Origin of the sequence: Pseudoalteromonas sp. MSK9-3 (assembly GCF_003590335.1) — a bacterium.
In the GTDB taxonomy this organism is placed as follows: Bacteria; Pseudomonadota; Gammaproteobacteria; order Enterobacterales; family Alteromonadaceae; genus Pseudoalteromonas.
Genome location: NZ_MIET01000032.1, coordinates 131,547 through 156,836 on the forward strand (window position 1 = coordinate 131,547; position 25,290 = coordinate 156,836).

The 25,290-nt window shown below is 41.9% G+C and carries 11 protein-coding genes; 10 read left to right on the forward strand and 1 reads right to left on the reverse strand.

Features of this window, described 5'->3' with window-relative positions:
• Positions 1 to 187 precede the first annotated feature (187 nt).
• Positions 188 to 1,744 carry a transcriptional regulator TyrR gene (tyrR, locus tag BGP78_RS14730; protein WP_010361573.1) on the reverse strand — a complete coding sequence of 519 codons (1,557 nt, stop codon included), beginning with the start codon at positions 1,742 to 1,744 and terminating at the stop codon, positions 188 to 190.
• Between the two features lie 284 nt (positions 1,745 to 2,028).
• Here tyrR and BGP78_RS14735 point away from each other — a divergent pair, with 284 nt between their 5' ends.
• From BGP78_RS14735 to hppD, 10 genes are all read left to right on the forward strand, one after another.
• Positions 2,029 to 4,254, forward strand: coding sequence for a CapA family protein (locus tag BGP78_RS14735; protein WP_119862081.1), 2,226 nt, complete (start codon positions 2,029 to 2,031; stop codon positions 4,252 to 4,254).
• 21 nt (positions 4,255 to 4,275) lie between these two features.
• Positions 4,276 to 6,255 carry a hypothetical protein gene (locus BGP78_RS14740; RefSeq protein WP_119862082.1) on the forward strand — a complete coding sequence of 660 codons (1,980 nt, stop codon included), beginning with the start codon at positions 4,276 to 4,278 and terminating at the stop codon, positions 6,253 to 6,255.
• On the forward strand, positions 6,255 to 9,368 hold the full coding sequence (locus BGP78_RS14745; protein WP_119862083.1) for a poly-gamma-glutamate biosynthesis protein PgsC/CapC: 3,114 nt from the start codon (positions 6,255 to 6,257) through the stop codon (positions 9,366 to 9,368). The genes BGP78_RS14740 and BGP78_RS14745 overlap by 1 nt, the downstream gene beginning before the upstream one ends.
• Complete coding sequence (locus BGP78_RS14750; protein WP_119862084.1) at positions 9,355 to 11,631, forward strand: hypothetical protein; 2,277 nt, start codon at positions 9,355 to 9,357, stop codon at positions 11,629 to 11,631. Before BGP78_RS14745 ends, BGP78_RS14750 begins: the two co-directional genes overlap by 14 nt.
• The gene (locus tag BGP78_RS14755; RefSeq protein WP_119862085.1) at positions 11,618 to 12,370 is read left to right on the forward strand and encodes a hypothetical protein; all 753 of its coding nucleotides are present in this window, start codon (positions 11,618 to 11,620) and stop codon (positions 12,368 to 12,370) included. The genes BGP78_RS14750 and BGP78_RS14755 overlap by 14 nt, the downstream gene beginning before the upstream one ends.
• On the forward strand, positions 12,349 to 16,632 hold the full coding sequence (locus BGP78_RS14760) for a hypothetical protein (RefSeq protein WP_119862086.1): 4,284 nt from the start codon (positions 12,349 to 12,351) through the stop codon (positions 16,630 to 16,632). Before BGP78_RS14755 ends, BGP78_RS14760 begins: the two co-directional genes overlap by 22 nt.
• The gene (locus BGP78_RS14765; RefSeq protein WP_119862087.1) at positions 16,622 to 20,698 is read left to right on the forward strand and encodes a poly-gamma-glutamate synthase PgsB; all 4,077 of its coding nucleotides are present in this window, start codon (positions 16,622 to 16,624) and stop codon (positions 20,696 to 20,698) included. Before BGP78_RS14760 ends, BGP78_RS14765 begins: the two co-directional genes overlap by 11 nt.
• 162 nt (positions 20,699 to 20,860) lie before the next feature.
• Positions 20,861 to 22,072, forward strand: coding sequence for a DUF642 domain-containing protein (locus BGP78_RS14770; protein WP_119862088.1), 1,212 nt, complete (start codon positions 20,861 to 20,863; stop codon positions 22,070 to 22,072).
• Positions 22,073 to 22,335: 263 nt separating this feature from the next.
• A complete protein-coding gene (locus BGP78_RS14775) occupies positions 22,336 to 23,769 on the forward strand; it encodes a peptide MFS transporter (RefSeq protein WP_119862089.1) in 1,434 nt (477 codons plus the stop codon).
• Positions 23,770 to 24,220: 451 nt separating this feature from the next.
• A complete protein-coding gene (hppD, locus tag BGP78_RS14780) occupies positions 24,221 to 25,267 on the forward strand; it encodes a 4-hydroxyphenylpyruvate dioxygenase (protein ID WP_119862090.1) in 1,047 nt (348 codons plus the stop codon).
• Positions 25,268 to 25,290 lie beyond the last annotated feature (23 nt).

The window sequence follows — 25,290 nt, forward strand, 5'->3', positions numbered from 1 at the left end:
GGCGCAACAGACCACAGGCTTAGTAAGCAGGTATAAATGTCTTATGTAGGTATCCTACACACATGACTTTTAGTCCTGCTTACCAGCCTTTAGCACACTCACATTTTTAGCATACTAGTACTTTTAGTATGCTAGCAAGGTTACCTTTTTAATAAATTGAACACCTTTGTTCAATTTATTAAGCTTATTACACTTTCACGGTCTTTCTGTTAATGCCATATTCTCTGAGCTTGTTCGCAACCGCGGTATGGCTTAAACCCAAACGCTTCGCCAGTTGACGTGAACTCGGGTAGGCCGGATACAATTTGCGTAACAGCGTTGCTTCAAAACGTTTAACAGCTTGCTCTAAAGACCCTTCAAAATCAGACTCTAAATAACCTAAGTCATGGGTAAATGTCGGTAATTGCATATGCTCAACACGCAGCTGTTTATCATCTAACAGTGATACCGCACGATAAATTGAGTTTTCTAACTGTCGGATATTACCTGGCCACGGATACTGCTCTAAAAACTCTAAGCAATCTCCATCTAAAGAAGGCGCGACTTGGCCATTTTGTTGCGCATACTTTTGGATAAAATGTTCTGCTAACGGTCCAACATCGGCTTTTCTATCACGTAAAGGCGCAATTTCTAAAGTCAGTACATTGATCCGATAATATAAGTCTTCTCGAAAGCTCCCTTCTTGTACCATCGCGGGTAAGTCTTTTTGCGTGGCAGCGACAATACGCACATTGACTTTCACTTCATTTTCGTCGCCCACCTTTCTAAAGGTGCCATCTTGTAAAAAGCGCAGTAACTTGGTTTGTAACTGGCGCGACATTTCACCCACTTCATCAAGGAATACGGTTCCGCCATCGGCTTGTTCCAACACACCACGTTTTGGTGCCGCGTTATCTTCGTACCCTGCGTAACCAAATAATTCCGACTCAGCAACGTCATCAGGTAACGACGCACAAGATAGCGCTATAAACGGTTTAAGTGAGCGATTTGAAGCATAGTGACATGCTCTGGCAAGTAGTTCCTTACCTGTACCAGTTTCACCCGTAATCAAGATTGGGGCTTCAAGCTGTGCCATTTTTCTCGCTTCGCGTACCACACGGCGCATAGCTGTGCTGTGATTATGAATTGTCGCAAAGCTTTCTTGCCCATAACGCCTAAATGCACTCACTTGCTGCCCTAAACGGCTTTGTGACTTTATATTGATCACAGCTCCCGCAAGCACATCCCCTTCAGGCCCTTGGGGCACTGCAATAGGTAATATATCAGCAATAAAGTCTTCACCACCGACTTCTACACGCGTGGTTTGACCGAGCACTTCTTTACCTTCCAGCCAGCGCGTAAAATTAAACCCTTTGAGCAAATTATTGATGTTTTCACCAATAATCTCTGCATCGGGTAAATTGAGATCTTTACTGGCGGCATCATTGCAATGCCTTACCCACCCTTTTGCATCAATTGAAATTACGCCATCAGGCAGTGCACTCAATAATGTATTCAGCTCATTATGCTCACGCTCTGAGGGTAAAAAAGCGGTTGTTCGAACATCTTCTACTCCATCAATCAGGCGGATCTCAGGCATAATTTTTTGAAACTGTTCAAACTCAATCGGTGGAAAGCTAACGTACATTCTGCAATTAACAGAGTCCACTTCAATACCTTTCAAATCAACATGATAATTGACTAATATATTGAGTATTTCCTGAGCGATACCTATCCGGTCTGCACAATGAATTTCAAGACGCATTCGTTCCTCAAAAGGGGGTGTTATCAATTTAGCGCGATCATACTCTAAGAATAGTCACTGGACTAGAAAAATGTAAACTATTTTGCACAACACAGTCTATACTGATAAAAGTTATTGACGTCGTTGGTTATTGTTATCCCGACTTTTGCTCGTAACCCTATTGCCTAAAAGGGTGCATTAAGAATATTTGTTCGATGCCCCTGTTGTTATAGTAATAATTAAATTACAATACAAAAGGATGGATTTATGTATTAATAATGTTTTATTTTTAGGTCCGAGGTTGCATGCATAGAATTAAAGTATGGTTATTTAATGTCATTTTGGTGCTTGGTTTGACTGGCCTTGCGGCTTGTTCAGTCGAAGACGCCTATGAAACACCACCAACAGAGCAACAGCAGCAAGAACAGCAGCAACAAGATCAACAGACACAAAAAACAGCTAACCTCACAATACGTATTGTCGACTCAGCCAATAACCCCATTGCGAATGCAACCGTTGATGTATCGGGAAACAAAACCACAACCAATGATAATGGCCAAGCGCTCTTTCCTGAGATCAAGTTAGGCAATTACACGGTTGTAGTTGAAGGCATTGGTTATACTTCCTCTATTGAGATCACTCGTATTACAGAAAGCACACAAGAGCATACTGTAGCGCTTAGACGCCAATCTTCACAACAAGCAACCCTTATGTTTGGTGGCGATACCATGTTTGGTCGTCGGTTTATGGACCCAAATTTAACCACCATGACTAACAATGTGCCCAATGTCAGTGACGCGCTTATTAATGAAGCTTCGGCGGCAAGCAGTTCAACCGCCATTGCGCAATATATAAAGCCGCTGTTTCGTATCGCTGATTTCAGTTCAGTCAATTTAGAGTCGCCAGTCCTGTCTAACCCAACCAGCGTTCACCCGACTAAAGAGTTTTCATTTTTTTCACTTCCCGCCACACTCGAAAGCTTAAAAGACATTGGCATCGACTATGTTGCGCTCGGTAATAACCATGTTTATGACTATTTAGCACCTGGGTTAACCGACACATTAAAATACGTGAACGAAGCCGGATTTCTTCATAGTGGCGCGGGTAACAATGCAACACAAGCATACCAACCGTTGAGTACACAAATAAATGGCATCAGTGTGGGCTTGGTTTCAGCAACCTCTATTACAGGTAATGCTAATCCCATTAACTACATTGCAGAAGTAGATAAAGGCGGAGCAGCTGATTTAACCAATGATGAACAATTAAACGACGCTCTAACCGAAGCTGCTGCAAACCATGATTTTTCAATAGTACAAATGCATGGCGGTGATGAATACTCATTTTCGCCCACTCGATATATCACAAATCGGTTTGAATTTGCTTCTCGTCGTGCAGCCGATCTCGCAATTGCACATCACCCGCATGTTGCACAAGGCTTTGGAGTATATGGCTCAACACCCGCTATTTTAGGGTTGGGTAATTTAATATTTGATCAAAACCGATTAGAAACTTTGTTAGGTGTCGCAGTCTCTGTCAATATCGATGGCAATGCCGCAGATAAAATCAAATACGCGAAAGCTTACCCTATTTATATTGAAGATTATCAACCGCGTTTAGTGAGCGGTTTTTTAAGTCACTACTTATCAAGGCGATTGGCGGAATTTTCTGATGATAACGTCACGGTCATACCCAAGTCAGGGTATGCTCACGTTACCTTTCAAGGCGCGCAAGTTGCCCCTATTGCCCTAACCAAAACCGTCACTATCCAAGCTGGTACTCAGGTGGTTGACTTACGTAATTACGCCCCTAGCGACGCCTTTTTAGCACAGGTAACGAGCAGTACAGCAACCACAACACAATTCACACTTGGTAGAGATATCATGGTTTTTGGTGACTTTGAAGATTGGGATAACGATGATGACTTCGGAGAAACACTTCGTTGGAACCATGACGATGATGATGCGATGCCCTGCATTACCGGTGCGTACCGCCACCAGCAAGGTATGTGCCTGACTAGAACGCAATTTGACAATACGCCATTGAAGTTACCGTTTAGGCAAACAATACGAACCATGCCTGTCACACCTGCTGAAAGTGTCGCTGACGCTTATCATGAGTTAACACTCTTTGGCTATGCCAAAGGAGATAATGCGGGCACTGTTAATGCTGAAATTGCCATCACGACCGCAGAAGATGGCTTTGAGTTTTCATCAAGTCGCATCCCTTTGTTTGAAGCCGCAAGTTACGACTGGACACCTTTTACATATCATTTTGAGTTGCCTGACGATAGCCAAGTATTAGGCCCTGAAAACTTACCCGCAAGAGGCGTAAATTTAACATTTACCCATGCGCCACCAAATGAAGGGGAAGCCACACTGAACTTAGATGAGCTCGCGCTTATTTCATGGCAAAAGCCTTTAACGTTAACACAATTGCAGTGGTCTAGTAGTAAAATGCATGGTTTAGACTTCTTGCGCGTAAACACGGACGAACCAATAACACTCACACTGTCTTTTCGCAGATTTTAAGCATTAAGAGCGAGAAGTAGTATGTCGATAAAACAACAATACTTTATCATCCGGCGTCAAAAAACATTCTGGCTAATGCTCAGTTTAGTTGCTTGTTTACTCGCGCTGGAGTTAAGTGGTGTTTTAGAAAAATTGAACGCGCCAATCTACCATTTTTTAAATGCCGTACAATCAGAGCAAAACACCAATATTGTGGTCATTGAAAGTGCCAATTTACAAGGCGAGCACAACGCGTTAATAGAAACTATTCGCAGCCACTCTCCTAAGGCGATTATTGTTTTCTCTAATACTATTTTAAACAGTACCGGTGATGAGAGCGATACCGTCTTATATCCGCACAAGCAAACGAAACAATGCTTACCCCCCGTTAGCAGTTGGGTCGGTTACAATATTGTCTTTGATAACCTCAGTGTGAATGACTGTGATAATATTTGGCGTATAATATTCCCGTCTAAGCAGTTACCAGACAAAGCCTTAGTCAATTTTTCATTGCAGCCCCATGCGTTACCAAAGTTTGAAAGCAGCCGATTACTCTCTGGCGACATATTACACGCGCAAATCGAAGATAAAATTGTCTTTTTAACCCAGCATTCCCATGGCTATGGGATGGCGTTAAAGGCCCCAAAACTCAGTCGTTTTCAAGACCCGGTTTATTTACATGCCTATGTGGCTCATAGCATTGAGCAAAATATCTTAGTGACCCTCTTTGATGGTTGGCCATCACTGTCCGTGCAACTGGGTGTCATTTTAATACTTGTGGTGCTGTATCAAAAATTTAGCATCAATACTGATTTAGCCATTGCCAGTGGCCTCAATATCATTTGGCTAGTGAGTGCCTACTTAGTGTTGCGCTATTTATATATATTGATCCCTGTAGGGCAGCTAATAACCTATACCATAGTCACGTTAGCCTGGATGTTTTTTGCTAAAAAGTGGGTTGAAGAAGACGACCTACAAAGAATTATTAACAACATACATCAACGTATGCTTGGCCGCTATTTACCTAAATCATTCGTTGAACAAAGCAACCCATGGGATGCCATCATTGAATTAGTTAAACAGCAACTCGATTTAGACCGCAGTATTTTCCTAGCCCGTCAGGAGGGCGACCATAGGTTATATGAAATTCGTGCGATCAATTGCCAACTGTCTAATATCCATGAAATGCGTCGAGACTATGAACGCGCACCTTATTCAGATGCCATAAAACAGTTTGGTGCGGTAAGCATCACACGCCCCTTCTTTGACAACATTACCGAAGAAGAAACCCAGTATATTGTTCCATTAATGTATGCGGGTGATATTCGAGGCTTTTGGGCGATGACCGTCAGTGCAAGTGAGCATTTTAATGAAGCTGCTTTTTTAAAAAACGTTAACCGCTTCGCCAACCAAATTGGTGAACTGTTATTTCATTATCGTATTTTTAGTGCCGAAGATAGTGCCAGCAATAACGTGCTCACACGCACGCTTACATTAAATTTAGAAAAACCCTTGAGTCAAAAAATTAAGCTCTCTATCAATGAAATGGAACAAAAGCTTTCAACACTTGAACACGTATTCAACCAAGTTGGTTCAGCCACCATTTTGTTTAATTTATTTGGCCAAGTGATCCAAACCAATCAAGCGCTAGAAAGCTTGGCGCGCCAACAAGGGTTGGCCATTTTTGATATGACAGCGTTAGACTTACTGTCGAAAGTCGGCCAACTAGAACATGATATAGCCAAAGGTAAACTACGCTACCTCACACTGCACAAAGGCGAACTCTATCAGCCCGTGGTGTTTGGTGAGCAAGTTTATATTCTCGCAGTGCGTACTCTAGGTGCATCTGAAATAAAAAACAGTGCTGGCGACCCCTTTGAAGTAGGCGGTATTTTATTTGAGTTTATTAATATCTCTGACTTGGTGGGGCATTTAGATGACCCTAGCCTGTTACTTTCACAATTATCTACCTTGACCCAACAACAAGAAATACAAAAACAGTCTGAGTGGATATCTGATTGATGGAGTGGATATTAAATATATTCCCAAGTGGAGGCGGCCTCGGACAATCAGTAATTACCACAGTGTGGGTTGGTATTGGGGTGGTTTGCTTTTTAAACCTGCGTTTTGGTTTTCCGCTGACAGGCTTAGTCGTACCCGGGTACTTAGTTCCCCTTTTTATCGTTAGCCCTACATCAGCCATTGTTATTCTTATCGAAGCCGTCATTGTCTATGTGGTGATGAAACTCTCTGCTAAAACACTAATGGAACGCTTTGGCTTTGCTGAAATGTTTGGCCGCGATCGCTTTTTTGCCATCATTTTGATAAGTATCTTAGTGCGAGTCACGATGGATACCTTATTTTGGCCATCTATTGCCGGTGTATTTTCGCAATGGGATATTACCTTTGATTATGCGTCACAGCTTTATAGTTTAGGGCTTGTGATCATCGCGCTTACCGCCAATGTCATGTGGAATGGGGGCTTTCGTTATGGTACAAAAGTAACGCTTATTCAGCTGTTACTGACCTACCTGATCGTCCGTTTTGTGCTGATGCCGTATAGCAACTTCAGTATCGCCAATTTAGCTATCATGTATGAAGCGGTTGCAGCATCTATCATCGCCGCCCCCAAAGCCTACATCATTTTAGTCATTACTGCCTTTATCGCATCGCGCGCCAATATAAAATATGGCTGGGAATTTAATGGCATCATGCTGCCCGCTTTATTGGCTCTGCAATTAATGCAGCCGAGCAAACTCATTACGTCATTTGCAGAAACTGCCGTTATTTTAATTATGGGCAGTGCGCTATTACACTTTACCCGTTTGCGTCATGCGAATTTTGAGGGAGCTCGTTTATTACTTTTTTTCTTTAACATTGGCTTTATATACAAGCTTATTCTCAATTATGTCGTGATCCAATATTACCCCAGTTTAAAAGTGACAGACACATTTGCATTTGGCTACATGCTGTCTACTTTGTTGGCCTTAAAAATATATCAAAAAAGTGCATTAGGCTTGGTTATTCGTGCCACATTTCAAACATCCGTTGTAGGCGGGTTTATCGCGATAGCCATTGGCTTCGTCATTATGTTTGTCCCCTCATTATTTGGCTCTGCCCACATAAAAGAGCTACAAGCACAAAACGAGGTGAGTGGCCTTACCCATATGATCAGTGAATACAAAAGCTATTTATATACTGATCAAAAAAATCAAATTGAAATTAGCCAATATCAACAAGGTCAACAGTTACAGCAGTTTCAATCTGCAATACGGGTATTAAATAGAGATAGGCAAAGCCCTCAGGTATTTAAAGAAGTACGAGCGATGCTTATGAAACTCGATTTTTTACTGCGCCAAGATGAGCAATACATTTATATTCAAGACGCTCGAAAGCTCTCGCTACGAGGCTTATTTATCATGGCCAAACAACCCGCATCTGAGCTTTTAATAACCATACCCCACCCCTCTTCAGAACGCCTTGCAAGTGATGCTGCGGGTCTACTTTTCTCGCATCTTGAAAGTGGCTCGTTGCTTTTTGGTACACAACAAACTCAATCATTGAGTGCCAGTTCTTCTAGCCAACAAAGTAAATATTACCAAGCGTTTATTAATGCGCTCGATGCCGAACAAATTCTGCAGGTCAGAGAAATTAATAACCGCAGTCAAAGCGTATTAAATAACAGCCCGTTCGTGCATCAATGTCAGCTTTGGGCATATAACCAACTGCCTAATGCGATTAGCCAAAAAGAGTTGCGGGAATTACTCAGTTGTAATAATAGTGCGTTTGGTTTAGCTAGCGCGTTTGGTTTGCCGAGCGGACAGTTTGCAGGGCAGTTCTTAGAAGTGTTTTTAACCACTGCCAATTATACGTCTTTAATGTCAAAAGTGGCGCTAGCCAATGGCCAAATAAACCAAACGCCCATCAGCACCTCTAATGAGTCATTAGAAAGTGCCATTGAGCGCTATATTCCTCACATCAGTGCAAAAGGCAGTGGCCATTTTCAATTACTGTCAAATAATGAGGCCGCACTGTGGGAGTTTGAAATATTACGTCCGCTCTACATTTTAACTGACGGGTTAAACACGCGGGTGCTTAACGACAACATAAGAAACCGACTAAACCAAATCAATAATATCGCAAAGATGGTGGGCTATGAACTGACCTTAATGAACTCTCAACAAGGTCGCTATCTTATGCTTTCTCCTATCCCAGAGCAGCAGTTTTTTGAACGGGGTCAAGGCATTTACTTTATCAATTTAAATCCAGCTGAGTCGTTAAATGTGCAAGTACCTCGCCCTTTATTTGAAAGTAATACATTAAAGTTTTCTGCTAAATTATTTGCCCATATGCAAGGCAAAGTCCTGTCTGTGGCGGGCGCTCACCCCTATGCGAACCCAACTTCCAATGTCATGACCCCTGCCAATGTAAAATCTTTATTTAACATTGTGCATCAAAGTGCATTAAGGCATGACTTTGACAAAGGCATTATGAACTTACAAATACGTAGCCATAGTGCGCCTTCTCACATTAGACCCAGCGCCATTGCATTCCAATTTACACATCCTCATGCAAGACAAAATCATACACTCCGAGATTTGCGTAAATCTCTAACGCAACTCGGTGTAGAACATCAAGTGGTCGCAGGACAAGTCGCAACCCGAGGTCTAGAACTTGGTACCTCTCCGCAGACCGGCTATCAGCTGTTCGCGCCCAATAGCGAGTTGGCAACATTATGGCTTGCATCAGACTTTAAACAACATTTTTCCATTTCTGAACAAGCGCTCCTACAAAGGTTATTAGCGATTTCTGAGGTCGCTCAATTACCCGACTTAACCCTGGCCACACTGGGGCCTGATGATTGGGTGAGCTTACCCCAAGACGACCTGACTCAGCTGCGCCAAACAACGAGTGAATATGCTATATCGCAGCATTTGCCGCTCCTGACACATTACTGCCAAGTTGATAATCGCTGCACCATACAAGCCGTACGATTTAAGCCTGAAAATGAACTAGCCATCGCATTCAAAAAAAATAATGCGCTGATAGCGCTGTATTTACCGACCAGAAATAAGCTCATTGACCAAGCCATGTATCGAGCCGCCGTAATAGGAGGTAAGCATGTTTTACATTAAGTGGTTGCTGAGGATCAGCGCATGGCTGCTAGTGCTTATTGCCATAGCATGGTTTGGCGTTCGTTTTTCTTTATGGCTGCAATCAGCAGAACCTATGGCACAGCGCTCAGATAAAGAAACACGCTCTAACGTACACTGGTTACAGCAAGATAAGCCGCTAATTTATAATTTTTCTCCGTCGAGAACCTATAATTTGCGCGTATTATCCAATGCGATTTTTGCTCAAAAAGTCGCGTTCGATAAGCCAATCAATTACGCCATAGAATATACCTTGTTCGACCAAAATAATGTCGAACTCACCAGTAAAGTGTACCATCATGCATCTAAGCTAGCGCTAGATGCAGATCAGCAACAAGTTAAACAGATCATTGAAAATAAAGCGGCACTATCAGTGTCTTCTGGGCAGTCTTTTTATATCAGTAGCGAGCAACTGACACATGCTAGCCGCATTGCATTACGTGTGATCCCAGAAGACCCAGCTTTAAAAGGCGTCGTTGTCAGGCTCCATGCCAAAACCCCCACAGATACCGAAGATATGAACAGAGCTTGGCTCAAGCTCCCTGTTGAATGGCGTGAGCGCACCATTGCGTATCACACCATAGGTGTCAATGCGATCACCACCCAAGAAATACACAATGCTGTTACCTTTGATTGGCTTAAACTGGCTCCTCAGGGAGTACCTGATATAGATTTCAAAGCCGATACGTTATATGAAACATTACCCTATCATGTACTCACTTATGACTTTGGTGCACAACAACTCGACCTTGATAGCTTTTACACTGATGACAGATTATCAGCGTCTTTTAGGGTCTATGAACCGGGTGATATTACGGCACGAATAATCGGCAATAGTGACGATGTGAGCATTACCTGGTACGACTTAAAACAACAACAAGCACCAAAATCGTTATCGTTTAGTAAACTCGCACTCGCGGATACATACCGGTTTTCAGATGTAGCACCCGGGCTCATCGTGATCACATCAGCAACATCCGTGCAATCAAGTTGGTTTTTGGCCGATTCTACGCCCGTATCACCATTACACAGCTATTATTACCAAGTTGATGAAAGCCTATCTGCACATTATCTCGTGACCCCAAATAGCGATGTTAATCTACAATTTAGAGGTGCACCAAACAGCCATGTTTCTGTTTCTTTATATAACAAAGATAAACAACTTATCACCACCCACACAATACAACTTAAAGGCGAACACGCGTTATTTGACCGCGTAATAACCCCCGACACACTGCGAAATATTACAACCGATGCAGAGCGGTTTTATTTACGTATACCAAAAGGCAGTGCATTTTTATCCATTCACAGCAAGCATGCTATAGGTGTAAAACTACAATCTCGAGATCAGCAATTTCATTATCAAGTTGCACTGTGTAACACGCTTTGCCAAATAGATTCGAGCATTTTTACCGAGGTAGGCGCTTGGTTCTCACAACAAGCAGAAAATGATTTTAGTTTCACAGAACAGCAAAGGCTGTTAAATGTGCGCTTATTCGAGTCACCCCCAGAGACTGACATTGAACAAACGTATTACTATGGTACTGATCTCACAGCCATACTCCCCCGTTCCAATACGGCGTTAGTAAAAAGTGAGCCTAAATACTTTCAACCAGCTGAGCCACCAAAAGATTTTCATTTTTCAGCCATCACAAGCCTAAAAGACATAATATTACCTGAGGCTTCTCTGTTAGCTAAATCTCGTCTGGTTATTATCTCTGACACGCCGCCTTTCTATAGTGAATACCCCCTTGAGCAACTCGCTCAAAACGTAAAAATCACAAGTCAGGCCATGAATGCGCAACTCTATACAAACCTTGGAAGCCATAGAGAATGGGCAAAGCAACGCCTATTTCGACTAAAAAAGGGAACCCCTCTCACGCTGCGCTTTAGTGAACGGCCCGAATCTGTGGTGATCAAAACCTATTTAGATAAAGCACAATCAGACCCAGTAACGATTAATACCAGTTTGCAGGGCATATTGTCGACCCAAGTCACCGATGAATATACCATTTTACAAAAGCGCTACGCGTTAATCGATGCGAATAAAGACTCAGGGTTTTTACTTCACCCTGCCCAAACCACACTTTTCAGCTATCCTTCAATGACAGTACCGATTAATAACGATTTAAAAGTATTAGAAAAATTAACGATACAAGCAGAACAAGACATTTGGATCAGCGTATTAGAAGAAACAACAGAACAACAAAAACAAGCAAAATGGTGGTTATATGAAACCAATTAGTCTTTACCTAATGAGTATTTTATTCTCAAGCTGTGCATTTAGTCACTATACGCAACCACTGTATAAAGACATGCTCTCGTGGTTCAAAACGCCCACAGACATTGCTCCGTGGCAACTTCAGCAGTCAGGTCAACAATGGATATTGCGCGCTACCACAATGCAAGATGGCGGTGGGCATGTCTTTTTTAACCCATTAAACCAGCGCTGTATTGTCTCTGTGCCTCATAAATTTTACGACATGGGCACTTTACCCATTGGCCAATTCATTTACGATACGCTTTGCCAAGTCATGGTGAGTAATTCTCATCAACGCTATGTAAAAAGCCCTGATACTTACCCTATGGACTTCTCAAAGCGACCTTATAATATCCACAATGCCGCATTAATTGCGTATCAAACCCATAATATCAATGCAAAAGTGTTTCAAATCCATGGTTTCAGCAATAAAAAGCGCCGCACTAAACAGGGAAAAACCGCAGATGTTATTATCAGCCAAGGAAAAACCTCTAATTTAACTGGGCAACAGCTTACTAGCTGTTTGAGTCAATTAGGCTTAACGACATTTTTATATGGCACATCAATAAAGGAACTCGGAGGTACCAAAAATATTGTCCATAAACTTGGTCTGCAGCCCCATTCATTTATCCATATAGAATTAAGCAAACCGACCCGAACACGGTTACGTCAAGAATCATCACTATTGAAAAAGTTTACGACATGTTTAAGCCGTATTATTTAAGCCTACTTGTTTTATTTTGGGCTCTGCAAGCGCACAGCTCTGCGACACCATTAAAAACTGCACCTATTTGGTTACAGCTACCAAACGCGCAGCAACTTTCAACGCCTTCACAATACCTTAGGCTCAATGCGTACGCTCAGCAGGTTACATTGGTTAGCCAAGGTCAATGGCTTGATATACCCGCTAAGCTATTAAAAGCCGTTGAAGTGTGGCAAGGTCCGACGCGCTTGATGATGCGAAAAATGACCTTGCAAGAATTTACTTGCCATAAAGCACGCTGCCAATTGCCTGTTATGCATACGGATCAACTCATCAAGTTTCGTAATCCCAGCGAAACACAGCATAAGTATCAAGTTTGGTTAGGCCAATACCATTCACATGCTTCTGCGTTTAGGCGCAGCCTTAAATTGCCACTGAACACCACCAGATTAACGCTTGCGCAAGATCATGAAACCTACTATCAGCTACCTCATAACGAGCGAGTTACCACGTATTTCTCTGAGGCAAAAAAATTAAAAGTCACGGTAAGAAAAGACCTTACCTCTTTAATAGACAATGGCAGTGTGAGCCTTTACATCAATCAGCACCCTGTCAGTATTATTAATATTGGTGATCAACAAGCCAATGAATATATACAGCACAAGGTCAGCACTGCCAATACCGACTACATTGCTGTACCAAAAGACAGCTATTTGACGGTAAAAAGTCATGGTCCTACACTGATAAAATTAGAGCAAATGCACCGAGGAATTAACGATACATCTGCCGCACAAAAATACCATGAGCGTGTGTTTAACCCATACTGGATCAATAACCTCAACGAGACGCTATCGCATGTTTATATAGATGCTCAATTTGATGATTTTTTGAATTTTAATTTTGCCAAAGCGAACCCTATTGAAAAAAGGCGTCACCAAGACTTGCTTGGGACCATCAGCACGAAAAAGTTTATATGGCCTAAAACCCACACTTCGACAGTAAAAACACACTCTGTTGTGAAGCCAGTCACTGTAAAACAAGCACCAAGAAAAGTACTTAACCGTTTATATTCGAGCACATTGAAACAAGATGCATTGATACACACGCTCAATGAAACACTGACTTTTGATTGGGCAAATTTGAACCGAGTGAGAAATTATATCACTCTGTTAGCTCGAACTTCTGAAGATACGCGATTAACAGCCATCACCCCCGAGCAGCAATTTACCGTGCAGCTAACAGCGAACCAACACTTTACTAAAATTACGCTACCACTTGCGTTTAATATAAATACCATACGTTTTGTAACGGATAATAAAACCATTGAACTGGCTGTACAGGTTGATGACCTATTACCCTTGCCCAATAACGAATTACTTTATGTACAAAAAGGCACCTTACAAGAAAAAGTTCCCGCATTATATGCACACTTAAATACCTTAAACCAACGTACTGCCAATGCGTACCTCAATAGCATCACGCCTTACATAGAAGGCAGTCCGAGCCTATCACTGACGAGTGACTCACAACTCAACCACGTAAATGAGCATCGCCTGCTCGGCAATGCATTACAGTATTTGAACAGCAATCCTGTTGAAGCCCTGCCTATTCTTAAACAACTGGTGTCGAGCCCTAATTTTGCCGTTAAGAAAAATGCTTGGCAGCTAAGAGTCAAAGCATTAGAACGCTTAAATCAGCAGCGCCTAGCGCAAAGCTATTTAGAGGGTTTATTACAATCTTTTGACCCTCGTTTGAGAGTATTTGCAGCTACACAATTAATAACGCTTTATCAAAACAATAATAATAGCTACCAACTTCAAGGGCTCTGCGCAGTATTTATCGCTGAGCTAGCGCAGTGCACCACAATTTCTGAGCAGCAATTTTTGTTACAGCAAAAATATTTAGCTGCATTATGGTCAGTACACGACTCACAAGGTGTTTTGTCGTTAGACCCAACCCCGCTGCAAGTCAGCAATTACCGCAGCTTAACGGATCCACAGCCGCAACAAAAAGACCATTATCAAATCACACACTTTGGGACCGATAACGTTCTGGGTGAAACCAGCCAATATAAAGCCTTTTCCGTTTCAAAAGGAAAAGGCGTCACATTAAAAGCCACCAGCGATATCAAATTGCAATTTAGAGCCAGAGCTCTTTGGCAAGAATCTGCGACAAGTGGCACACAGTGGTTGCATATCGATACTCGGACAAAACAGGCTATCATGCCGCTGTATTCAGACATCGCCTCAACAGCCCAAATACCGACACTCAGCGCTCGTCTCTCAGTTGCCAGTGAGGGTATTATTAACCTAAAGAAAGGGCAAACCATCTACATACATAGTGATTCTGATAGCTTTGTGAGTATTAGAGCATTACACAAAAGCCAGACAGACACACCACAACCACACACGGACGCCGTCGACTTTTTATTTTCTACACCATTTAATGAACTCATTAATACCCCCTCTATTTCGTTACAAACACTACTCACCAATGTACTGTGGCGCTTAGAGAATGAACACTTACTTGAGCATGAATTCATTGCACTCTTTGCTAGAATGGCGAATGAAAAGTTACCCGCGGACCTCGCCACGCTGATGAGCCGCGTAGAGCATTTTGGTCATTGGCAAGCGAGTAAAGATTACAGTGATTATGCTGGGACCCAATTAGTAGATTCTGACGCTATTTTGAAACGCAGTTTGGCCGAACAGATTAGCCGCCACTCAAGTAAAAACATCCAACTTGATGGCGTATTATTACGCGCGAACCATACTCTACACCTTGATGTAAGCGAACTTCACGCTTTGCCAATTAAACTCAAATTTACGTTTGCACCAACAGAGCTGCAACCCAATCAGTATGCCAATGTGTTGATCGAAGTGGCAAACCAACACGTCGTTTGGCCCGTGACCCCCCATAGCCCCGTGGAGTATGCATTAACAGAAGATCAAAGAGCGCACTCTCACATTAGTTTAAATTGGATAAACCCTTATGTGTCTCAGTTGCTCAATGTCAGCATCATGGTGTTTCAGCAAGGCCAATGGCAAAACATTGACCTTGATACTAAACAGTTATTTTATTTTGCGACACAACAGCAACCCACGGTAATGCAATTACAAAAAGACCAAGTATTAAAAATTGAAACTATTAATGAAATGCAGCGTGCTGAGCAAGTCATTTTTCACCCGGCTGGAAAGTTAGTTTTACCAAGCTCGCACTCAAAACTGTCACGCGTATTTAGTTGGCAACTTAAACCAAATACCCACAAACTCTCAGTGTCACCACCCGTTACGCCTCTTATTGCCCAGCAGCCAAAGTTAATACAACAACCGATGGCACAAACGTTTATAGACAATACGTTGGCTATGGATGGCAACTTAACCCACATAGAAGGGTTTATGCGCTATGGTCGCTCAGGTATATTCGAAACCAGCGAGCCCTTACCAGCGAACCATAGCTTAGACTTTGGTATTCGCTTGCGTAATAACAATAAGCAGCATTGGTATCGAATTGAGGCGGCTTATTCATTAAATAACCACAATTACGACACCTATGCAGTCAACGCCATTCACAATTGGCAAGACAACAATAGCCATTGGTTTACTGAAGCTGCTTTGTTTAATCGTTGGCAAGATAGTAGTGCCCTATCACAAAGCCAATATGCAGGCTTAGCACGTTTTCGTATCGGAGAGAGTTGGCGTAATGATAAAAGTCATCGGCATCAATGGTGGTGGCAACCATTTTATTATTACACCAGTGTCAGTACACAAGAGTACCTTGATGATTTAAAAATCAATCCCAGTATTTTTGGGTTCTACCGTCAAGATCATATGCATGGCTGGCAAGCTGAATATGAATATAGATATCAACCTTGGGTCGATAACCAAGTGAGCTTAGGTATGGGAGGAATTGCTAACCAAGATTGGCAATCATTTGATAATGTCTATTTTAACGCAACGGTTGATCAGTACTATCAAGGCCAAATATTCAGCGCTCAGCTACAGAGTATATACAAGTTCGAAGATGAGAATCGGCCTAATGACACTTGGCAGTATTTAACCCAATTAAGCTGGCAAACACTGTATGACTTTAGTGACAACACTGCGGGGTGGGTTAAGCTCAGTTGGACTCAAGACTGGTTTAATAATCAACATGCCATTGGTTTTGAAGTCAACTTAGGCAATTTACAAAATACCGGCTTTGCGCCATTTGCACACGACGAGATTTTATTTAAGTCACTCCAGCTTTCACACTTTGCTGAACAAGATATTTATGGCCACTGAAAAATTACAACAACACCTTGAAACCTTACTCTTTGCTGATACTGAAAAGTTTTGGTTAAACTTGTACCATCACAAGTATCAAACTTTGGTAGATGAATTGGCCAATTGGGAGCTGATCAAACACAAACCAGAGGCTGAACACCAAATTGACTGGTTACAACTGCAAACTATTGCTTTTTTACGTCATAAAATTGAACAGCTCCATGTCAGTTTACAAAGCCTTGAAGCAGGATATAAAAACTTCATAGAACGGTTAGCAAAAGCAGATTTCGATGCCGAAAAAGAACTTCATGTCCTCAACTACGCAGAAGAGCTCGGTGCCACAGCAGAACAACTAAAAGCAGATAAAGCCGCGTTTTCTCGCTGGTTTGATGAAGGCGCAGTGATTAGTCGCTATCAAAGCCAGGTGGCAGACATTGAGCAAAGCCTAAAATTTTTGATCTCAAAGCTGGGGGCTATTACAAAGCGATATCTAAAAAGCAACGAGGCATTATTAACCCAAACTTGGGAAAAACTTGATTTACAACCCTTCTTTTTACGGCTGCTAGAAGCCAGCCCGAATGCGCATGTTCGCCATGGCATGATCAGAGCATTAGTAAATCAAGTCGCTTTAATTCACGAATGCAACGTTGATCCAGAGTTAGACTCTGAACTTATAGCAAAGCTCATTGAACAACTTGAAAATACAAATACGCCCTACCTAGCCACCATTGATATTTTAGAGATCTTAATTCACCAAAGACCGACTTTTATTCGCAGTCATATGTGGGCGTTGCTCGATGAGTCGGTTAATAGTTACCCCCATCAAGCAAAAGACAATGACCAACTTTTCATTCTCAGTGCAATACCCAAAGTGCTATGTCGTCAAAGCATACTGAGTGTGCAAGATGAGCGTTTAATCATTCAATGCGCTCAGCATCCGTACCCGCGAGTACGCCAAGCGCTCATTGAACAAATCAATCATTTCTCAGACCAATTAGCTAAAAACCTGTTACAAACGCGCTTTGTTGAAGAAAGCTGCGATGCTGTGAGGTTTACCATCATTAAGCAGCTCTCTGCAGCACGCTTTTGTGAAGGTTTTCTGTCTTTTGAACTTTGGTGCAAAGTGATTGATGGCCCAGATAGTATGGCTATTAAACGTATTGCGTTGGAACAAAGCGCCCGCATCATGCTGAATATGCAATTAGAGAGTGATGAACCGGATACAATTTTTCACCAATTTATAGAACAGCTCAATACCGCACTCTTAGCATCGCACGATATTGCCATTAAACGTTCTATTACACGCACAAGAGAGCAACTCTCGAGCTTTTACCAACAAACACTCATCGCAGAACTAGATACACAAATTGCGGCTGGAGTGGCGATTAAATTCCCCACAGATACACCGCATGAAGCATTGGGCAGAGCTCTGAGCTACCGAGCACAGCAGCAACATGCCTTTAACGGCAAAACCCGTGGTAATTCATGGTCGATTCGTATCGGATATAGAATGGGGCGACGGGTTTGGCGTGTTTGGCATGAGTTTTTTCATCCTAGTACAGACAAAAGGCAAAGCTTCAGTCATGTGCTAGCCAAAAAGCCGAATGCCGAATTACATGTGCCAAGCTGTACCGTAGCAGAAATCAGCGAGACCAATGTACCGGGCGAACCTCTTTATCATTTATCTGAGCTTAGCGCGCGACCACATTTACCATTACTCGACTATTTACTGTCTATTTTAAGCCAAGACAACCTGACAGCCCCAGCAAAGAGCTACACGCCAGATGGCTTTTTAGAAATATCAAAACCCACCTCATTGTGGCAACGTGCCAAAGCTTACTGGTACCTCTCTTATCACTTTAAAACCTTAGACAAGCTCAGAAAAGGGAATGAATTAGAACAACAACGCTTTATTGAGCACCTCAATACCCTCGGCTTCACTTTAACATTTAAAGCATATGGCAGTTTAGCTGGTGCGAGTTTTCCTGTTGAACCCGGAATTAAAAAGCTATTCGAACGACTCACTTTATCAGCCCCGTTACTCAATATTTGGCTTAGCTTTAAAGAATATCTGTACTCGATTTATCAAAATACACTCTCTCAACTGGTGTTCTTTGTGGTTGGCTTTATTGGGTATTTTTGGGGGCGGCATATTTTTATTAGTCGTAAAATAATGAACAATCGTAAACATATCCCTGTCAGCATTGGTGGCTGGGGCACCCGTGGAAAGTCAGGCACCGAACGTTTAAAAGCGGCACTATTTAGTAGCCTTGCACTGCGAGTTATTACCAAAACAACCGGCTGCGAGGCCATGATGATTTATTCAAAAAGCTCTGGTGAGCAATGTGAGATCCCACTATTTAGGCCTTTTGATAAAGCCAGTATATGGGAGCAAAGCGATGTCCTCGCGTTTGCAACCTCAGTAAAAGCAGATGTGTTTTTATGGGAATGTATGGGATTAACACCCAGATATGTGAAAATTTTGCGCCGCTGGATGCAAGACAACTTTGCGACCATCACCAACGCTTACCCAGATCACGAAGACATACTCGGCCCAACAGGCATTGATGTGGCACGTGAGATGTCTGCATTTATTGGCGAAAATACGCAGGTGTTTACGTCTGAGCAAACCATGATGCCCATACTCAATGAAGCGGCGGCAAAAAATGACACCACATTAATTCAAGTACATTGGGGCGATGGCTTTCAAATTACCCCCGATATACGGGCGCTTTATCCATATGATGAGCACCCTGACAATATAGCGCTGGTGGTAAAAATGGCACAATATATTGGCATTGAAAAAGACTTTGTTTTTAAAGAGACAGCTGAGCGTATTGTTCCAGATATTGGCGTATTACAACATTTTGATGCCGCACCAATTGGCACGATAAAACAATCTTTCGTTAACAGTATGTCAGCCAATGAGCGCTTGGCCACATTAGAAAATTGGCGACGCTTGAGTTTGTTTGATATGAATGACCTCCCTCATATTCAAACCATTGCCCTCATTAATAACCGCAATGACAGGGTGGCCCGTTCTAAAGTGTTTGCGCAAATCGTCATTGAAGACTTGAGCTTTGATTATGTCGTGGTCGTCGGAAGTAACGTTGATGGTTTTTATGCCTATTTAGAACAAGCATTACAAGCACGAATAGCGCGTATAATCAGCAACCAAGACTATGCAGATTTAAAACGCCTCATAAAACAATTTAATATCGCAACTGACATACCCGAGTGGCTAGACAAAGCCAATATCTCCTTCCCTGACGATCCGCTGATTCATGATGACTTAAAAAACAGTAATACATTAAAAAATGCATTGGCTAATAAGCTCGATAATGACCAAAGACAAATTGATCTATTAATACTCAGCTTTGCTCACTTTACACTATTGCAACCCTTATTCGAGCTAGAAACACAGACAATCACCGCTTCTGAATTGAAACCGCTAATCACATTGTTTAGTCAGCGCTGTGTCATGATTGATAACCCGCACATCACACCCGATGCGCTTACTATTGAAATCAGCCACCTCGCTTGTCACAACCAACATCAGCTTATTGTGGGTATGCAAAACATAAAAGGGGCCGGGTTAAATTATGTTTACGCGTGGCAAAAATATCAAAAAACCCACCAGCTGTGTAAAAAGCTTTTAAACAAGCAAATAAATCAGGCTGAATTTCGCGCGCTCTTGATGCAATTTGCCCAACAAGACCGATTTAGTGTCTTAGAAACCGACTACCTTGATAACGCATTAATTAGCATCGCGGCGCTCTCACACGCACAAAATGAATTTAGCCAAGCTGAAATTACCCATATAAAGGAAAAGCTAACCCATGCGCATACGGTGATCGACAATGACACACACACGGCGCGCCGCTCAAAGCTGGTCACGTTTATTCTTCAAGTTATTGAGTCATTTTTAGATGCGGGGGCTGCGGTAAAAAGAAAGAAAACCGCACAACAAGTTTATGTCGATATTGCGCAGCAACGTATCACCATTGAAAAAGCGATTTCAGTTTTAGCCAAGCTAAACCGGGGACAGAAACCGGGTTGGTTATCATTACCAAAAGAAAAATAACCCGAAAGGATTAGAAATAGTTTATTCCAACAAATAGGAATAATATCATCGTGCGTTTTTTTGTCGTTTAATTGACCATGACATAAAAAAATACGACAATAAGATTAGAAATTTATACTTTGACGCTTTATATCTTACAGTTTCTTGCTTTTGGAGTCTTATATGAAACTATCTTTTCTTACTTTGAGCTTGGCATCACTTGTTTCGCTTAATACGGCTTTTGCGAATAATTTGGTGGCGAATGGTTCATTTGAACAGGATGTTGTTTCTCAGAAATGGACTCTACTTGATAACATGACGGGCTGGCAACGTGATGGTGCTCGGTTTGAGATTCAAACCAATACCCTGGGGATCATTGCACCGCAAGAAGGCAACCAATACATAGAACTCGACTCAACGGCCAACTATAGCGTAATGCAAACCTTGTCTACACAGGCTAACCAAACCTATACTTTAAGCTTTTACTATTCTCCCCGTGTTGCCAACAACAGTGACACAAACCAAGCAAAAGTGTATTGGGATGGTGCAGAAGTTGCGAGTTTAAACGGCACAGCTAAAGGTTGGCAGCATATATCTGTTAATGTGACTGCCAGTTCAGCAGCCACAGAGCTAAAGTTCACCGGCACTGGTACATCGGACTCCTACGGTGGCTTCATCGATAATGTATCAGTTACTGGTATTGCGAACCGCGCCTGTTTAACTGGGCTGTTTGGTATTAACGACTTTGGCTCAGACCAAGAAGGCTATGTGTATTTCTTTGACGTTAATAACGGCACGTATAGTAAATTAACTGGCGTTTCTCACACCGCATCAAACATTGCCAGTAAAGATGGCGTGTTGTATTTCATGGAACAGCAAGATAAAAGCACGAAAGCTTCTAAACTGTGGACGCTAGACTTGGCGAGCAACACCGAAAGTGAAACTGCCGATGCAACCTCATACCCAATTTACCGTTCAGCTGTGACACCTGATGGCCAGTCACTACGTTCAACCAGTAAAACGTACATGTACGACTTTAATTTACAAACGGGTGCGAAAACAGTTTTAGGTAAAATGACCTTTTCTGGTGACGACTTTAAACATGGTGACATAGCCTACTCTGCTGACAACAACACATTATATGTTTTAACAGGCCAGTCTCTTTATACGATTGATGATGGTGACATGAGCCTTGATAAAATTGGCGACCACGGTATCAACTGGGCAGCAGGCTTAGCCATAGGCGACGATGGTACCTTGTATGTTTCTGGTCGTAATGCGGGTGAAAATGCAAAAATTTACTCAGTGAATCCGGCTACGGCGGTATCAACCTACTTAATGGACGCAGCAGCACACGTTAATGATTTAACGTTTGTGGATGATTACTGTAATTAAGCTTGGTTAGTCTTCACTTATCTTAAAGCCAGTCAATTGACTGGCTTTTTTATTGCCTATTTAAAGGTACAAAGCCTCTAAAGCCTTCCCCAAATGCAAGCTGCTCGGTATACTAACGCACCTTTTTTGCATAGTTAGTCGTTATGTTCGTCATAACTAGCGGAAATACATAAAAAACTAGGCCACACCCGTTCAAGTACGTAAATTTGCGTCATGATAATTATAAGGCCACACAACACATTTGATTTAATTAGGAAGTATTTATGAGTTCATTACCTAAAGCAGGTGAGTTTTTAGGGCACCCTAAAGGCTTATTCTTGCTATTCGGCACAGAGATGTGGGAACGTTTTGGCTACTATGGTATGCGTGCCATATTGGTTTTATATCTTGTTGCAATGACCCAAGATGGCGGATTTGGTTGGTCAAACGCCGATGCGCTTAGCCTCTATGGTACTTTTACCATGGCCGTATACTTAACCCCACTATTTGGTGGCTGGTTAGCAGATAATGTATTAGGTCAGCGTAAAGCTATTATTATTGGTGGTATCTTAATGGCGCTTGGTCACTTCATTATGGGTATACCACACAGCGCAGTAGCCGGTATGCAAGAGAATGTGTTTTATCTGGGCCTTGCACTGCTGTGTTTAGGTAACGGTTTGTTCAAACCAAACATCTCAACTATGGTTGGTGATTTATATAATGAAGGTGATAAACGCCGTGACGGTGCATTTACTATCTTCTATATGGGTATCAACATTGGTGGTGCGCTAGGTCCATTAGTGGCAGGTTACGTTGCTGCTGTGGTTAACTGGCAAGCAGGCTTTATTGCAGCGGGTGTTGGTATGGTTATCTCCGTGATCATGCAAATGCTATTAAGTAAAAAATACTTAGGCGATATTGGAGTTGTACCTGCCGCTAAGCTTTCTCAGGCACAATCAGCCACCGGCACCAAAGAGCCTCTAACACGCATTGAAAAAGACAGAATTAAAGTTATCTTCACCATGAGTGTATTCAGTATCATTTTCTGGATGGGCTTTGAGCAAGCGGGTGGTTTGATGAACTTATTCGCCAATGACTATACTGACCGTATGCTAATGGGCTTTGAAATTCCAGCCTCTTGGTTTCAGTCTTTGAACTCTTTATTTATTATTATCTTTGCGCCTCTTGTGGCGATGATTTGGCTCAAGCTAGATAAGCGTGAGCCAAACTCTCCTGTTAAATTTGCTATGGCTTTGGTTTTTCTAGCACTCGGTTTCCTAACCATGATGCTAGCATTGATCACTGAAGGGTCTGGAGAAGGGTCACTACAGATCAGCATGATGTGGTTAGTCCTGTTTTATTTATTCCACACCCTGGGTGAACTATGTTTATCACCAATTGGGCTGTCTATGGTAAGTAAGTTGGCACCGCTACGTTTAGCGTCTCTACTTATGGGGATTTGGTTCTTATGTACAGCGATTGCAAACAAAATTGCTGGGTTCGTTGGCTCTTTCCTAGGTGAAGGCCAAGAAGCAATGAATAATGCCATGAGCATCTTTATTGGTTTAGGTGCTACCGCGCTAATTTCAGCTGCTGCAATGTATATGCTGAGTGACCGTCTCGTTGAATGGATGCACGGTGCTGAAGGCAACCACGAACCACATACACAAGAACATATATTAGCTGAAGAGCTAGAAATCTCTGCTACTAAGCAGTAATTCGATACTTTATATATCAAAAAAACCACGCCCTATTGGCGTGGTTTTTTGTCAATACGAACCTCTCCCCCATCAAAGTGTATTTAATTCTTTACACTCAAATATAACAAGCGTCCTATCTCTCACACTTTATCGATAATCTACTTTTTGAATCATATAATACTAAGAAATTAAAAATTCTATAATTAACAATGGCTAAAGTGAAAAATAAGCCAGAATACAAACTATTTAGTAACCCAACACGTAAAAAATTACACGACTTTTAATTTCATTCATTCGGTGTGTCAGAATCACTATCGCTTTAAAGAGGCTTTGTGCAAGTAAATTTACAAAGAGCATCATAGCGAAATCATCTCCAAACCTTCCCCTTTGCCTCATTTTGATTAATTATCCACTCAACGAGAATAAATCTAACAAGCAATCTAACGTGCTTAATTGCTGGAGCAAGACAATGAGTGAAGAAAATAACCCACTAAATTTGGTTGGTATTGAGTTTACTGAATACGCAACACCTGATGCTGATTATATGGATAAAGTCTTTACTGACTTTGGTTTTTCAAAACTAAAGACATTCAAAGACCAAGATATCACTTACTATAATCAAAACGACATTCACTTCTTACTGAATAATGAGCGTGAAGGGTTCTCTGCTGAGTTTGCAAAAAGCCACGGCCCAGCAATATGCTCTATGGGTTGGAGAGTAAAAGACGCACAAAAAGCATTTGAAGTTGCTGTTGAACGTGGTGCAAAACCAGCCACTGATTCAACACACAAAAACTTACCTTACCCAGCAATTTACGGTATTGGTGACAGCCTGATTTACTTCATCGACGTATTTGGTGACAAAGGCTCTATCTACAACAATGATTTTGTTGATTTAGAAGAGCAACGCATTGTTAAAGATAAAGGGTTTATTCGTATCGATCACCTGACTAACAATGTTTATAAAGGCACGATGGAAACATGGGCTAACTTTTATAAAGACGTATTTGGTTTCACTGAGGTGCGTTACTTTGATATCAAAGGTCAAAAAACCGCGCTTATCTCATACGCGCTTAAGTCACCTTGTGGTACTTTCTCGATTCCAATCAATGAAGGTAAAGGCAACGACAACAACCAAATCGATGAATATCTAAATGAATACAATGGTCCTGGTGTACAGCACCTTGCATTCTTAACTGATGACTTAGTTGGTTCACTTGATCAACTTGATCAATCAACCATTGCAACACTAGATATCATCCCTGAATACTACGACACCATTTTTGACCGTGTTCCTTGGGTAAAAGAAGACAAAGACAAAATCCGTGAACACCAGATCTTAGTCGATAGTCAAAGTGAAAACTGTTATTTGCTACAGATTTTCTCTAAGAACCTATTTGGACCAATTTTCATCGAAATGATCCAACGTGTTGATGACGGTGGTTTTGGTGAAGGTAACTTCCAAGCGTTATTCGAATCAATTGAACGTGACCAAGAGCGTCGCGGCGTACTTTAACGCTCGCTTAAAGCAACTATGTA